The following is a 17,017-nucleotide window of genomic DNA, read 5'->3' as shown; positions in this document are numbered from 1 at the left end:
ATGAGACAGGTGGCCAGTAATCAAAACTATCAGTTCACATTAACAATTAAACATACGGACTATATTGTCAGGGATCACCGGGTGCATGGCACCCGGATTATACCCGGTGTCACATTTTTAGATATGATATACCGTATGGCGCTGAGTAAAGGTTTGCCTATTGAAGAACTCGAGTGTCAGAATATTTTGTATTTGGAACCTGTAGCAACATCGGATACCTTTGACAGAGAAATCCGCATCCGTTTTCAGGGATTGGAACAGGGATGGGAAATCCAGGCGAAGAGCAGAAAGGTAAAAGATGACCGCATTCTGGATGAAAGCTGGGATGAGAATATGAACTGCAGGCTCATGCAGAAATTCCCGGAAAGCATGAGTTCAATTCATATCGATGAAATCAAACATGCCTCCGTCCGTGAAGCCGATATGGAGATATGTTATGACTATTTAAAAAAGGTTGATATAGAGCATTTTGAATTTATGAAGAGTCTGGGGAAGGTTTATGCGTCTGATCATTCTGTACTTGCAGAGTTGTCGCTCAGCCAAATTGCCAAACAATATACCGGCTATTTTCAATTACATCCCACTTTTCTTGATGCGTCTACCATCATATCGATCCTTTATCAGGCATGCCCCGAATATTTTACACAAGGATCTCCGGCAAGCCGGATGAAAACGTATATTCCCATTCATATTGAATCTTTCCGTATGACGAAGCGCCTGGAAGACAGGTGTTATGTGTACATAGAGAAGCAAGACCAACATCATGATTCAGGGGATGTCATCCAAGTCAGTTACGGTTTGTACGATGCACACGGGGAGATGATCGCTTATTTTACGCGGCTGTCTGTGAAACATATTCGCTCAAAAGATTTAATTGAAAACCTGAAGCAGACTCGTTTGGAAACTGAAGCGGCTTCTCAGCCAAAAGACGGCCTGATCAGAAAAGATTCCATCATAGATCGAAGCGAAAGCATTGAGACACACCTTAAAGAATTAATATCCGGGGTTTCAAATCTAGATCTGCGTGACATAAGGACAGACATTGGTTTTTATGAACAAGGCCTGGATTCCGCTTCTTTGCTTGCCATTGTCAAAGAACTTGAAAACAAAACAGGGGAACAGCTGTATCCTACACTCCTGTTTGAGCAGAAAACGATCCGGGAACTCGCCGCGTATATTAAAGAAAATCAAAAAATGTCCAGTTATTTCTTAACGCAAAATCAACCGGCTGAACTGCCTGACATGAAAGAAAGTAAGAACGAAAATCTTTCCGCTCTTATAACAGAAGGAAACATTCAGCAGCTGATCGCAGACATCAAAGGGACTGCCCCTGAAACACTCTCTGTGGTAAAAGGTTTTTATGAACAAGGCCTGGATTCCGTCACACTTATGCAAGCCGTAAAGGCATTGGAGGAGAAAACAGGCAGGGAACTGTATCCTACTTTATTGTTTGAGTATCCGACGATTCAAAAACTTGCAAATTATTTTGCGGAGAGCGGCGAAAAGACTTCCGTTGAAAAAGACCTCCCTCTTCATCATGGAGAGAATCATACGGCTCTGACCTATTTAACGCCGTATTGGAGACAAAAGGCTGCCGCTTGGGACCCGCATTGCGGAAATAAAAAGAAAAGAACATGTCTGCTGTTTCAATATGACAGAGAGCTTTTTCATTTTATGCGGGAAAATGCTGAAAATGGATTCGAAAATACACAGATCATTCTCGTTTTATCAGGGAATCGTTTCTCCTATCATAGAGACGGTGTTTATGAGATAGACCACAGGGAGGAAGCTCACTTTGACAGGCTTGCAGCTGATCTGAAAAAAAGGGGGCAAATGCCCGACACCGTGGTTTACGGGTGGCCGGAAGGATCATTTGCCGGCCCGGAAAAAATAAGTGAACAGCTTTCTAAAGGGGCTTACCCGCTATTCTTTTTCAGCCGGGCATTGATGCGCAGCAAGGCGGAAAAAAAGGTTGTATCGCTTTTCCTTTATCCGGCGGATCATAAAAATGATCAGCCGCTTTACGCTTCAGTCCATGGCGCAGGGCAGTCTATTTTGCTTGAGAACCCGAAACTGGCCCTTAAGACAATCGGGATATCAGTTTCAGACAAGTCATCGTTGCCGGCTCTTACAGCTGAAATCATCAGATGCGAATCAACTGAAGCGCATCCGGGAGAAACCGATCTTTATTATGAAGGAAATGTGCGCTGGGTCCGTGCCTTACGGGAAGCAGAACCGGCTCAAAACTCAAGTTTCTCCTTTAAAGAAAACGGAGTATACATGATTACAGGAGGGGCCGGCGGCTTAGGCCTTATATTTGCAGAACATATCGCAGCGCAAACGAAAGCCAATATTATTTTAGCGGGCCGTTCTGAACTGACGGAAGACAAAAAGAACAAAATCAGGCGAATGAAAGCAGGCGGTTCTTCGGTTCAATATATAAGAGGAGATTTTTCAGATAGCCGCGATGCAGAGCGAATCATAAAAACCATTAAAAGGCAATTCGGAGAAATCAACGGTGTGATACACAGTGCCGGTGTGACGCACGACGCTTTATTGATTCAAAAATCAAAAGATGAAATTCAGGAAGTGATCGCTCCGAAAATAAATGGGACGGTCTTATTGGACAGCTTGCTGCAAACCGAACCTTTGGACTTCTTTGTGATGTTTTCATCAAGCAGCTCGATGTACGGGAATATCGGACAGACGGATTACGCATTGGCCAATAGGTTCATCGATCTTTTCGCTGAGTGGCGTGAAGGAATGAGGCGGAAAAAAGAACGCTCCGGCGTCTCAGTAGCCATCGGCTGGCCCCTATGGGAAGACGGCGGCATGAAAGTGGATAAACAAACTGAAAAATGGATGAAACAAAAAATCGGTATGGTTCCTCTTAGTAAAACCAATGGGATCAAAGCTTTTCAAGATTCACTCTCTCTGAACGCATCACAGCTGATCGTGTTTGAAGGTGACAAAGAAAAATTGGAATCTGCACTTCAAGATACCTTAATGGAGGATGAAAGCCGTGAGATCCAAATAAATGAAACGGCTGATATAAGGCATCAAGACATTGCCATTATCGGATTAAGCGGAAAGTATCCCATGGCCGAAGACTTACCTGAATTTTGGGATAATTTAAAGAGCGGAAAAGATTGTATTACAGAAATCCCGCCTGACCGCTGGAATATGGATGATTTCTTCAGCGAAGACAGAGATATGAAAGGGAAGTCTTACAGCAAGTGGGGAGGTTTTATCAGCGGTGCCGATCAATTTGATCCGCTTTTCTTTCATATTTCCCCACGGGAAGCAGAACTTATGGATCCCCAGGAAAGGCTCTTTTTAGAAACGGCCAAAAATTGTTTTGAAGACTCAGGGTACCCGAGAAACATGCTGGAAAAGATGAAAGTCGGTGTATTTGTCGGTGCAATGTGGGGCCAATATCAACTATTTGAAGGAGAAGAAAACGGAGTGGCTTTCTCGCCGGCTTCCGTCTATTCTTCAATTGCCAATCGGGTGTCTTATTACTTTCATTTAAAAGGTCCGAGTTTGGCTCTGGATACAATGTGCTCTTCATCACTAACCTCTATTCATTACGCATGCCAAAGCATACATTGCGGAGAGAGCGATATGGCATTAGCAGGCGGAGTGAATTTGTCAATACATCCGAATAAATATAAGTTCCTCAGCATGGGACAGTTTCTATCAAGTGACGGCAGATGCCGGAGTTTTGGAAAAGACGGAAGCGGTTACGTTCCCGGTGAGGGAGTCGGAGCCGTATTGTTAAAACCATTGAAAAAAGCAATAGAAGATCAAGATCAAATATACGGCGTGATTAAGGGAAGCGCCGTTAACCATGGAGGAAAGACGAGCGGGTATTCCATACCGAATCCGGATGCACAGGCGGAGGTCATTTCAGAAGCGCTTCGTAAAGCTGACATTGATCCGAACACCGTCAATTATATTGAAGCGCATGGAACAGGGACGTCATTAGGCGATCCGATTGAAATTCAAGGACTGAAAGATTCCTATCAATTGAACCATCCTTGCGCCATCGGTTCGGTGAAATCAAATATCGGACATTTAGAATCTGCGGCAGGAATCGCTGCGGTAACGAAAGTGCTTCTCCAAATGAAGAATAAGCAGCTTGTTCCCTCTCTGCATTCCGATATTGTTAATCCGTTTATAGATTTTGATCAGGTTCCTTTTCAAGTGCAGCGGAAAGCGGCTGAATGGAATATTCCGCAAAACAGCCATGCTGTTCATCCTTTGAGAGCCGGGGTAAGCGCTTTTGGGGCAGGAGGAACAAACGCGCATCTTATATTGGAAGCGTATGAGCCGCCAAAAGCTTTTGATCATCAAAGCGGCCGAGTGATCTTTGTTTTATCGGCTCAAGACAAACAACGGCTGATAAAATATGCGAAGGTTATGGCTGATTTTCTATCAGAAAATGAATCGAAGGATAACAATCATAAACTGCGTCTTCAGGATATTGCCTATACACTTCAGACGGGACGCGATCATATGGAAGAACGGCTGGCGATAGTGGCAGATTCCGGGCAGGTCATTGCTGAAGAGCTTTCAGCTTATACCAGGGGTGAAAAAAGCAGCTTAAGCTATACCGGTAATACATTCGAATCAGAAGTTCACAATGAAATGCCTCACGTTTGTTCAGATTACGCCGAAGCAGCATCCAAATGGGTAAACGGAAGAAAGATAGATTGGGAGACTTTTGAGGTGAATCGGAATGCCCGCAGGATTTCTATTCCGGGACAACCGCTGATCAAACAGCGGTATTGGATAGCGGAAAAAGGGGAAGCACTTGTTTCAGCGGATGTGAGTAAGACGGGTCACCCTTTCTTGGGGAGTAACACGTCCGATTTTAATCAGTTCAGTTTCACGAAAAAAATCAGCCGTAATCATCCGTTCGCACTAAGTCTGTCTGAAGGAAACGTGTCCTTTTTCCCTTACGCATCCTTGGCTGAAATGGCTATCGTCAATGCAGCGGCGGCATTTGGACAACCAGTTCAAACATTGACCGATTTATTGTGGACCGAAAGCATGAACGGGATGACTGATATACGGGAACTGATGATTACGCTGACGCCTGAGCGTGACTTTGCGCGGTTTGACATATATGCAAACACAAAAAATGAGAATAAAGTACGTCTTGCCAGGGGAAATGCGCATATGGTTAAGCCTGAAAGCGGTATGCTTCCTGAAGCGCTAGATATTGCTGAAGTCAAATCAGAAATGACTGAACATCCGGCTGAAGCGCCTTTTGTCATAGAATCAGTGAAAAACAGTTACGGAATGCTGTCGCTTCATTCAATGCCGGATGAGCTTTATGCAAAAAGAGAAAATTTTACGATTTCACCTGAAGCGCTTGAGTCCGCGATTCAAGCCAGTGCGTTTTTTGTCAGCGGAGAAACCTTCCCGGAATTGATCGGAATGGGAGCGGCGGATGTCTATCAGCCTCTCGCTCAAAATTTTTACGTCTATACTCAAAAAGAGAACCGGCAGAACAGCCGTGATGTAACGTGTCATATGACATTTACAGATGGAAACGGAAGCATTCTGGCGGAGTGCAGAGATGTGAGATTCAGATATGGTCATGAAAAAGACACTGTTCAGACGGACGATGAACTCATTCGTCTCCTGCGTCAATTAGAAACCAATGATATTGATCAGAAGGCTGTATTGAAACAATTAATGGGGGAAGAATGATGAACGGAAAACGTGAACAAATCAGCGATATTCTTGATCTGATTCAAACAGGACAAATGTCGGCTGACGAAGGCTATGCCCGTGTGACATCCATTCAGAATCAAAAATCACGGGCATCGAACCATCCGCTTTTATATTACAAGCCGGAATGGACTGAATCGTTCATTCCGAGTACGAAGAGCGTACCCTTGACGGGATTGCTCCTGATTTTTGCAGAAAATGAACGGCAAATACAAGAATTGAGCGGTTTGTTTAAGGACTGCACTCTCTTGTTTGTCATCCGCGGAAAAGAATTTACTGTTTTACATGATGATACGATTTGTATGAACCACGTGAAAAAAGACGATTATCTAAAGCTGTTCCGATACATTCATGATCATTATCAGACGCCCGAAAAGATTCTTCACTTGTGGTCTGATTCTCAGGCTGACATGAGTAAGGGAGGTATACAGAAACAATTGGAAAACGGATTGTTTTCTCTTCTGTATATTACACAGGCGCTGATTGAACTAAAATGGAAAAAGATACTAAAACTGACGCATGTTTTTCAAACTGAGAATAAAGAACAACTGCCGCTGCATCATGCTCTCGGCGGATTGGTGAAAACCGTTCACCAGGAACACCCCAATTTTCACTATCAGATTATCAATATCACTCTTTCAGAGGGTGCGGGAGCCGCTCTTCCAGCAATAGCTGATATATATCAGAGAGAGTGTGACGAAAAACGGGATATCCATTTTGAAGTGCGCTATGAAAACGGCAGACGTTTTACGAAAAGCTATAATAAAGCCGGCTCATTCGATTTAACCCAGCCGCTGAAACATCATGGGAATTATCTGATTACAGGAGGCCTGGGCGGTCTCGGTTATATACTGGCAAAACATCTGTCGGAAAAATGGAAAGCGAATCTCATATTGACAGGGCGCTCTGATTTAACTGAAGAGCAGAAAAAAAAGATCGAATATTTAAGAAGCTCAGGTTCAACAATTGAATACATCCGATCTGATGTTTCAAAACAAAGTGATGCTGAACGGATGTTTGCTTTTGCAAAAGAGCAGTTCGGCACCTTACATGGAGTATTTCACAGTGCCGGCGTACTCCGTGACTCTTTTATCTTAAGAAAGACAAAAGAAGAAATCGATCAAGTCACAAGTTCGAAAGTTTATGGCACGCTCTGGCTGGCGGAAGAAATCAAAAAAATGAAAGTTGAATTACTTGTCTTGTTTTCATCCACATCGGCAGTCTTCGGATCAGCCGGCCAATGTGACTATGCTTTCGCCAATGCCTTTTTGGATCAGTATGCAGCAGTTATGACCGCAAAAGAGTCTGCCGAAAGGGTGGTGTCAGTCAATTGGCCGCTATGGACTTCCGGCGGTATGAATATTGACGATGAAGGAATATCCTACATGAAACAGGAACTCGGCCTTGACCCGTTAGATGACAGTGACGGAATACAGGCTCTGGAGAACAGCTTGTGTCAATCATCTGAACAGCTGATTGCCCTGAAAGGCCGAAAAGAAAAGATTGAGGATGTGCTGAAGCGTGCCGGCACAATCAGCTTACATTCATACCAGCAGGAAGATGCCGATTTACAAAGCGATGAATTAAGACAAAATATCATCAGTTATCTAAAAAATATAATGTCAGAGGAATTGAAATTACCGGCCTCACTCATAGATGAAAAACAATACCTGGAGAAATACGGCATTGATTCAGTGATGATCATGCGTCTGACCAAAAAGCTGGAGCAAAGTATCGGCAGATTGTCGAAAACATTATTTTTTGAATATCATTCAATATCGCAGTTAGCCGAATATTTCCTGAGTCATCACAGCGAACGAATGATGAAACTGCTGAACCCGGCCGGCAAATCTGAACTTGTTTCATATCAAAAAAAGCAAAAAAGAAAACCGGTGGAAACAAAAGCGCCGGCACGCTCTGAAGGAGAAGATTCAAAAGAGCACTTTGCGGCCGATCCCCTTTCTGCTGATATAGCCATTATTGGTGTCAGCGGCAGATACCCGGGTGCGGAAAACATCAGAGAGTTCCAGAATGTGCTGATGAATGGACGGGATTGCGTAAGCGAAATTCCTGATGACCGGAAGGAAATGCTCGAGGGAAGCTGCTATAAGTGGGGAGGTTTTCTGAAAAATCCAGACCGGTTTGATCCTTTATTTTTCCGGATATCACCGAAAGAAGCGGCTTTTCTTGATCCTCAGGAACGTCTCTTTTTAGAGACAGTGTACAATACCATAGAGGATGCGGGTTATAAACCTTCAGATCTGACCCGCAAAAAGGTCGGAGTATTTGCAGGCGTCACATATGGAAGCTATCAATTTTTCGGCGTTGAAGAATCACTTAAAGGAAATGAACTGGCCGTCGGGTCTCCATTTTCTGCAATAGCAAACAGAATATCGTATTTCTTTAATTTTAAGGGGCCGAGTATGGCGGTGGATACAATGTGTTCATCCTCTCTTAACGCCATTCACTTAGCCTGTGAAAGTATACGGAGAGGGGAAAGCACACTTGCTGTTGCGGGCGGGGTCAATCTTACACTTCATCCGAATAAATATACATTATTAAATCAAAGCCGCTTCTTTGCAAGTGATGGCCGATGCCGTACATTCGGCGAGGGCGGTGACGGTTATGTACCGGGAGAAGGAGTGGGCTCCGTACTTTTAAAGCCGGCGGCGGAAGCGGTAAGGGACGGAGATCATATTTATGCGCTGATTAAAGCGACAGCGGTCAATCACGGAGGGAGAACAAACGGTTTTACGGTTCCTAATCCAAATGGTCAGTCTGAACTGATACAGGACGCGCTTCAGAAAGCTTGTATTGACCCTCGTACAATTAGTTATATTGAAGCTCACGGAACGGGAACCGCACTGGGAGACCCGATTGAGATCACCGGATTAACAAAAGCGTTTCGGGAATTTACGGAGCACACTCAATATTGTTCAATCGGTTCTGTCAAATCAAATATCGGTCATCTTGAGGCCGCAGCGGGAATTGCCGGTTTGACAAAGGTTCTTTTGCAAATGAAATTGAAAAAACTGTTTCCTTCCATACATGCGGAGACGTTGAATCCAAATATTGATTTTAAAGCATCTCCCTTTTATGTACAGCGGTCATTGCAAGACTGGAAGAAACCGAAACTGCAGGAAAACGGAAAAACAGTAACTGTTCCGAGAAGAGCGGGAATCAGCTCATTCGGAGCCGGAGGAACGAATGTTCATATCATTATAGAAGAATATGAAGAAACAAACGTCTCAACAGAACATGTTGAGAACGAACCGCATATTGTCCTGTTATCTGCTAAAGACAATGAACGTCTTCTTGAGTATGCCGAAAACATGAAAGATTTTATTCAGCGTTCACTAAGTCCTGAAGTAAAGGATAAACAGCCTGATATGAAAGAAAAGGTGAATGAAGTACTCAAACCGTTTGTTTCGGAATTGCTTCATATCCATCCAGAAGAAATTAATATTTCTGATCACCTGAGTGAATTTGGCGTAGGGCCTTTGGAATTAAGCCGGATGGCGGATTTTATTAACGAAATGTTTCATATTGAACTCACGATGTATGAATTAACGGATTGTCCCTCTATTCAAGCGGTTACTGAATACTTACTGAAGGAATATGCCGGAGCGATAAGAAACATGTTCCCGAATGAAGTGATGGAAGGCGGCCAATCGGAAAGCGTCGTTTTACGGGATCTGGCATACACTACACAATCGGGCAGAGAAGCGATGGAGGCTAGAGCGGCGATTACCGGTACCTCTCTTAAAGAAATGAAAGATAAATTATCTGAGTTTTGCCGCGGTGACAAGCAAGTTCCAGGCGTATATGTTAATCAGCAATCAGATGCATTTGCTGAAAAAATGAAGGCGTTAACGGAAGGCAGAGCAGGTGAATTGTTTGTAAAGACCATTATTGAGAACGGTGAAGCGGAAAAGCTGGCTCAATTATGGGTTTGGGGGGCGGATATCGACTGGAAATCCGTTCATCAACATTTACAGCAGCCGGGTAAACGGATCTCAATTCCGACTTATCCGTTTGCAAAAGAACGTTATTGGGTTCCGTCCAGGACTGAGAGGACAGAGATCCCTCAGCATTCTTTTCAACATCACTTGCAAAAAAAATGGAGGGAGAATCCGTTTGTAAATCCTTCCGAAACAAAAGAGTACGGACTGACAGTTGTATTTGTGAATCAAGACACAGAATCAATTGCCCGCACCATTTGTTCGGATATAGATCAGGAGAATCTGATTGTCATAAAACATCACTCTTCATTTATAAAACACTCTGATCAAATGTTTGAGTGTTCTTTATTAGATGAAAACCACGCATACGACGTTATCCGTGAGATCTTCTCGGGCGGTGAGCGGCAGGTCGAAAATATATTTGATTTCTCAGATATCGGAAACCAGAGTGACAATCAGAACGGCATCCCATATGGTAAATTCTTATTTATACAAGAAATAATTAAGCGGAGTAAAAAGGAAACACCATTATCCATTTTACAAATCACCAATGGCTTGCAGGTATTTAAAGCGGAAAAACCAAAGCTGACGGGTGCAGAATCAGCGGCTTTTCTGAAAGCCCTTTCTGCGGAATACGGCTTTGTTCATGTGAAAACAATAGATATAGACAGCATGAAAGAAACGCATAAGCTTAAACAAATCTTTGAGATTGAAAGGGCGCAATGTACCGGAGAGAATGAAGTATGCTACCGCAGCGGCGTCAGGTATGTTCCGTATTTTGAAGAAGAAAGAATCCATACCGGCGGGCCGGTTTCATTTCCTGCGGATAAAGCCATCATCATTACCGGCGGGACAGGGGGCATTGGCAGAGCAATAGCTGAAGATTTGGTGAAACGGGGAGTGAAAAAACTCGTGCTGACGGGTACGCGTCCATTACCTTTGCGAAGTGAATGGGATCATTTGCTGAAAGAGGGCAGACAGGACGAAAAGACAGTCAGCAATATAAAACTGTTTCAAAGTTTTGAAGAGAAAGGTGTCGACTATCTGTATTACAGCGGTTCTCTCACAAATGAAGAGAAGCTTCGTTCATTCTTTCACCAAGTAAGCCTTGAATTTAAAGATATTAGCGGTGTCATACACTGTGCAGGACTGCACAGCGGCGGAAATCCGGCCTTTATTCATAAAAGAATGAGTGAATTTAAGACGGTGTACGGGCCGAAAGTCACTGGACTTCAGAATTTGGAGCGGATTTTTAATAATAGGCCGCTGGATTTCTTTATTCTGTTTTCATCAATTGCAGCACAGTCACCCAAACTGTCGAAAGGAATGACTGATTACGCGTCTGCAAACGCATATATGGACTATTTCGCGGCTTATCATTTTCAAAAGGGGAGAACGTATTTCACGTCCATCAATTGGCCGAGCTGGAAAGAAGTCGGAATGGGGACTGTGACGAGTCCTTTATATGATGAATTGGGATTGGACTCTCTTTCCACGCGGGAAGGACTGGCGATTTTGTATCATGCACTGGAGAAAAAATCGGCCAATATCATTCCTATCGTGAAAAAAGGAACAGTGTTTCATGCAGACAGTCTCCTGAACATCAATAAAACCGGCAAGGCTTCATTTCCAGCCCGAAGACAGGAGACTCCCGGCACTTTTGATCGTTCAGAAGGGCTTGTCAGTGAACTTTCTGCCATATTTGCCGAGGAATTGAGCATACCCCTTGAAAAGCTTAACCCAAATACGGATTTTCAGGAATACGGTGTGGATTCTATACTTCTTGTCAGCATTATACATCGTATAGAAGCAATGATTCAGAAAAAAATCGACCCTACTGTGCTTCTTGAACACAACACGATTCATGGTCTTGCGGAATATATCGGTAAGACGGCGCCGCCGTTGAAAAAACAAATCGAACAGACTGATTCTCAAAGCAGCAATCAGCATGATATGCAGTCTGTGACGAGCCGAGATACAGAACCGCAGACGCCTTCCTCTGCAAAGATAGCTGTTATCGGAATCGGATGTAAGTTTCCGGGCGCGGCTGATAAAGAGGAATTTTGGGACAATCTGAGAAAAGGGAAGAATCATATTAAAGAAGTACCTGATTCCCGGTGGAATATAGAAGAAAATTACTCTCCGGTGCAGCAAAAGGGAAAAAGCATCAGCAAATGGGGAGGATTTATCAATGGAATCGGCAGCTTCGATCCGGAGTATTTCCGCATGGAAGAGGAGAAAGCCATCCAAACGGACCCGCTGATAAGACATTTCTTGGAAACGAGTGTACAGACTGTACGGGATGCCGGTTATGAAGAAACAGAATTATCGGGAAAAAAAGTCGGCGTATTTGTCGGTTCCAGAATGGGCGGCTACGGTCACAAACTGCCGAAAGAAAGCAGCAGCCACATCGTCGGGCTTAGTCAAAACTTTATTGCTTCACATGTGTCGCATTTCTTTAATTTTCACGGTCCAAGCATGGTTTCTGATACCGCTTGTTCTTCTTCATTAGTCAGCATTCATTTAGCCTGCCAAAGCATAAAAAACGGTGATTCAGAAATGGCGCTGGCAGGAGGGGCGGATCTGCTTTTGGATGAAATTCCTTACCTGATGTTAACAGAAGGAGGAGCTCTTTCGCCGGACGGTCAGTGTTTTACTTTTGATGAAAGGGCAAACGGCTTTGTACCCGGAGAGGGTTTTGGCGCTGTTCTGTTAAAACCGCTGGAGAAAGCAAAAGCTGACGGAGATCGGATATACGGTATCATTGAAGCATCAGCTATTAATAACGACGGTGCGACAATGGGAATTACGACTCCGAATCCTAAGCTTCAAGAGCAGGTTATTCAAGATGCATTTGAAAAAGCCGATATCACTCCCGGATCAGTCAGCTACGTCGAAACTCACGGCACAGGCACGATGATTGGAGATCCGATTGAGCTTCAGGCTCTGACAAAAGTATTCCGAAGAGACACAAACAAAACGCAATTTTGCGGAGTAGGAAGTGTAAAAACCAATATCGGACACTTATTAAGCGCTGCCGGAGCGGCAAGTTTCATTAAAGTGATTTTATCAATATGGCATAAGGAAATTCCGCCTACATTGAATTGTGAAACGCCAAATCCCCGCTTTGAATTTGAAAAGTCGCCTTTTTATCCGAATACAGAACTGAGAAGCTGGAAGGATGGAAAACGGAGAGCGGGCATCAGCGCTTTCGGTTTTGGCGGAACAAACGCCCACCTTTTGGTAAGCGGCCTGGATGATTCATATCATTCCGTCAGAACTCCGCTGCCGCCTGCCGAGTTTGTCAGAAAAGAGTACTGGCCGGATTCAAATCGGAAAAAACAAATCAAACAGAATAAAAAACGGCTTCTTGAAATTATTGATGAAACAGAGTAGCACCTGCTCTGTTTCTTTACTTTGTAAAAGAAGAAAGGTTGTCGAGTTGCATGAGGTTCAGCGTATTAGTCAAACATGACGATTATATTGTTTCAGACCATGTCCTTCATCAAGTGCGTACGATACCCGGCGTAACGTATCTGGATTTAATAACACGATTTTTAGCTGATAAAGGGATATCACCCCGAAGTTTTGAAATCAAACATGTTTTATTCCGTGAACCTGTTGCCACGTCAGTCCATTTTGATAAAAAAGTCACCTTCCAGTTTATGGAACAAGAAAACGGCTGGCTTGTTGAAACAACAAGCAGGAAATGGGTCGCTGAAAAGGCGGAAGGTGAAGCGTCAGTCAACTTGCAGGCGGAAATCATAAGAAAAAATGCGATAAACGAAAAGACAATTTCAATCGAAGCATTAAAGAAAGGGGCCGTCCGGACTTCGGATGCTGAAGCCGCCTATCGTAATTTGCGCAGGGGCGGCCTGATTCATAAAGATTTTATGAAATTGGAAGGTACGGTATATGAAGGTGAAAATTATATTCTGGGAGAGGTCAGTTTAAGCGGACTTTCAAAAGAATATACAGATGACTTTTACATGCATCCCGCATTTTTGGATGGATCTCTCAGCCTGTTGGGAATCCTTACATCAGACTTGCCGGATGAAGGAACAAATGCGTTTATCCCTATATATATTGAGACATTCCGGGCACTGCATAAAACAACCGGATCTTGTTTTGTGTATATTAATAAAAACAGTATAACGCAGCCGCCTTCTAAAGACATTTTATATGCGGACATAGAAGTATACAGGCCTGATGGAGAGCTTGCTTTTTATTATGAACGATTCGGTGTGAAAAGAGTCAGAAATGAAAAATCAATACAAAGGCTGGAGCATTCCCATAAAGCAAAAGAGGTCGGCAGCGTAACGAGCAATAAAGAAATGATCAGAAATAATTTGATCCAAGAGATAGCCGGCATGATTGAAAAGCCTGCTGAAACGGTGAAGAATGATATTTCCTTTTACGAGATGGGCTTGGATTCTAAACAGTTATTAGACTTATCCAAAAAATTAGAACTGATGTTAGGTTCAAAGCTGTACCCGACTTTATTATTTGATTACTCCACAATCGGTGAATTGACAGAATATCTGCAGGAGAAATACGGAGCTCGCGTTACAGACTCTATCTCTGATACAGTTCAGCACCAAGACAGTCAAAAAACATTAACAGATGAGCTGTCATCCATTATTGGAGATGTTACAAACACGCCGCCAAATAAAGCGGACAAACATCAATCTTTTTACGAACTGGGTCTTGACTCAAAACAGCTGCTTCATATATCGAAAATGCTCGAGGAAAGATTAGATACACAACTGTATCCGACATTGCTTTTTGATTATAACAATATTCATGATTTAGCAGCTTATTTAGAAGAAAAATATGCTGTGCGTAATACGCCGGCCGCAGCTTTTAAAGAAAAAACGCAAACGAAAGAGCCGTCTGAAAAGCCGATGCTTGAATCTTTATATTTACAAAAAGAATGGATAGAATCGCCATTAAAATCCGGAGAAGTGTCTAAGGAAAATACATTGATTTTCGATTTCGACAGTTCATTGAGTGATGAAATCCGAAAGTACATCGGCAGTGAAAATGTTATTTATGCGGAAGCCGCTGCTGAATATGAAATGGTAAATGAAAAGCATTATAAATTTAATCCGGAGCAGTCTGCTCATTACACCAGACTGTTAGATGATATGAAAAAGTCCGGAGCGTTTCCGGCGTCAATCATTCATTACCTGTCAAAAAAAGCTTATACTGAGGCAGCGTTAGATTTGACTCACAGCTTTTATTCAATCCTTTATTTAAGCAAAGCGTTGATCCGTCAAAAAATAAAAGATAACATCAACATTTTGTACGTACATGACAAGGATCAATATACAAATCCGGTTTACGCCGCGATTGGAGGCTTTTTTAAAACGCTGAATGCGGAGCAGCCGAATATAAAGTGTAAAACGGTTGAGATTTCTTCAAGACAGACCATTGAAAAAGCACCTTTGCTTCTCACTGAATTAAGCGCCGGACATCATGAGGCTGTGAAATATGACGGCGATCAAAAAAGGCGGGTGACAGCATACAAAGATGCTTCGCTGCAATCAGGGCAAAAGGCCGCAAAGTTTGTAAAAAACGGAGTGTATCTCATAATCGGAGGGTTAAGCGGCATCGGCTGGATTATTTCAGCGTTTATTTATGCAAATCACGGAGCCAGCGTTATCATTGCCGGACGATCGAAAATGACAGCAGAAATGGAAGAAAAATTAGACAGCATCCGATATGACGGGGCAAGCATTTCTTACATCCAGGCTGACATGTCAGATAAACAGCAGGTCATCAAGTTAGCGGAAAAAATTCATGCTGATTATTCCGAAATCAACGGGGTCATTTACAGTGCAGGCGTGTTAAAAGACTCTTTCATTATGAATAAAACAGACGCGGAAGCTCAGGCGGTGCTGCAATCAAAGGTCAATGGTGTGATTCATTTGGATGAAGCGCTCAGAAATATGCCTTTAGACTTTTTTGTTTTGTTTTCTTCCATCTCATCAGAAATCGGAAGTCTGGGTCAAGCCGATTACGCCTACGCCAATCGTTTTCTGGAGCATTTTGCCGAGTGGAGGGAATGTATGAGAAAGGAGGGGGGGAGATCAGGAAAAACCATCGCTGTAAATTGGCCTTTCTGGAAGGACGGAGGCATGTCAGTTGATCCCGGCATTCAAGACATTATGAAAACCGAGTACGGACTTCACCCATTAGAAAATACTGCCGGAATCAAAGCTTTTGAACACTCGCTTCTCGGCCAAGGCCACCAGCTGATCGTGTTATACGGAGAAAAAGAAAAAATACAAAATGATTTCAATCCGTTATCCGCCCGTTCAGCACCGCCTCTAGTAAGAGATTCAGCGATTGCAGCCGATTTTGATGCTTCGTCAATCGTTACGGAAGAAGAAGCTGAAAGTCCATTCCGAATACTCGGCACAGCTTCCAATCGTCATCTCGACGATTATTTGCATTATTGGAGCAGACTGAAGAAAGGAGCCCTTCAGCACGATCAAAGCGATGCCGCAAAAAAACTCATCGCTTTTTACCAGACAGAAGAAACGGAAACCGTTCATTTTCTGGCAAACACAGAAAATGCCCGGCATATGGAAATATTGATGAGCGGTAAGGGTGAAACAATTTTACTGATTTGCGGTTTTGCTACCACTGCTTACATGTGGAAAGAACAGATGAAGGAGTGGGCAGACCAATTTAATGTAATTGTCATCCACACACCGGGTTACGGGCTGAGTGAGGGGAGCGCCGATTTTACATTGAGCGGGCTGGCTCAGACTTTTATCGAAGTGCTGAACGAGATAGGGGTTGCTTGGCCGATCCACATTGCGGCAGCTTCTTGGGGAGGCATGATAGGGCAGAGGATAGCCTATGAATACCCTGAAAAAGTAAAAACACTCATTCTTTCCGGAAGTTACACCGAATACGAAGAAGACCCTGAAAGCAGTGTTGAGGAAAAACTGAAAAATGATTTTATAGCTATAGGAAAATCGCATGAATATGAAAGTTTATACAGGAATCAATTCTTAAATGCTTCTATTGAACGTTTTATGAAGATACATCAACAAGAAGGCTATTCTACGATCGGCTTTTTAAAAGACATTCATACAAGAACGCTTATCCTTACGGGTGAGAAGGAAAGCGTAGTTGATCAGAAAGAAACAAAAAGGCTGCAGAAACTGCTGAGCAATGCAGAATTAAAGAAAATTAAGGGAGCGGGGCATCTTCCGAACTTCACACATCCGGAAGAATTTAATAAAGCGGTGTCAGAATTCATCAAGAAATCAGTAAGTAAGGGATGAAAACGATACATA

At 43.2% G+C, this 17,017-nt stretch carries 3 protein-coding genes; all 3 read left to right on the top strand.

The window, feature by feature from the left end:
* Positions 1-9 precede the first annotated feature (9 nt).
* Genes OWN49_RS02015 through OWN49_RS02005 form a run of 3 tightly spaced genes read left to right on the top strand, consistent with a single transcriptional unit; the run spans position 10 to position 17,005 of the window.
* A complete protein-coding gene (locus OWN49_RS02015) occupies positions 10-5,721 on the top strand; it encodes a type I polyketide synthase (protein ID WP_176283303.1) in 5,712 nt (1,903 codons plus the stop codon).
* Positions 5,721-13,100 carry an SDR family NAD(P)-dependent oxidoreductase gene (locus tag OWN49_RS02010; protein ID WP_176283304.1) on the top strand — a complete coding sequence of 2,460 codons (7,380 nt, stop codon included), beginning with the start codon at positions 5,721-5,723 and terminating at the stop codon, positions 13,098-13,100. The genes OWN49_RS02015 and OWN49_RS02010 overlap by 1 nt, the downstream gene beginning before the upstream one ends.
* Positions 13,101-13,150: 50 nt before the next feature.
* Entirely contained in the window at positions 13,151-17,005 is a 3,855-nt protein-coding gene (locus OWN49_RS02005) for an alpha/beta fold hydrolase (RefSeq protein WP_176283305.1), read from the top strand.
* Positions 17,006-17,017: the final 12 nt, after the last annotated feature.

This window comes from Bacillus sp. NEAU-242-2, from assembly GCF_027853835.1.
In the GTDB taxonomy this organism is placed as follows: domain Bacteria; phylum Bacillota; class Bacilli; order Bacillales; family Bacillaceae; genus Bacillus; species Bacillus velezensis.
Note: the sequence above shows the minus strand (reverse complement) of the source record. Positions and strands in the feature narration are given on the sequence as shown.

What these genes read in the sequence shown, in the direction of transcription:
- OWN49_RS02010 (WP_176283304.1), top strand. Translation starts at nt 5,721, where the DNA reads ATGAACGGAAAACGTGAACAAATCAGCGATATTCTTGATCTGATTCAA.
- OWN49_RS02005 (WP_176283305.1), top strand. Translation starts at nt 13,151, where the DNA reads ATGAGGTTCAGCGTATTAGTCAAACATGACGATTATATTGTTTCAGAC.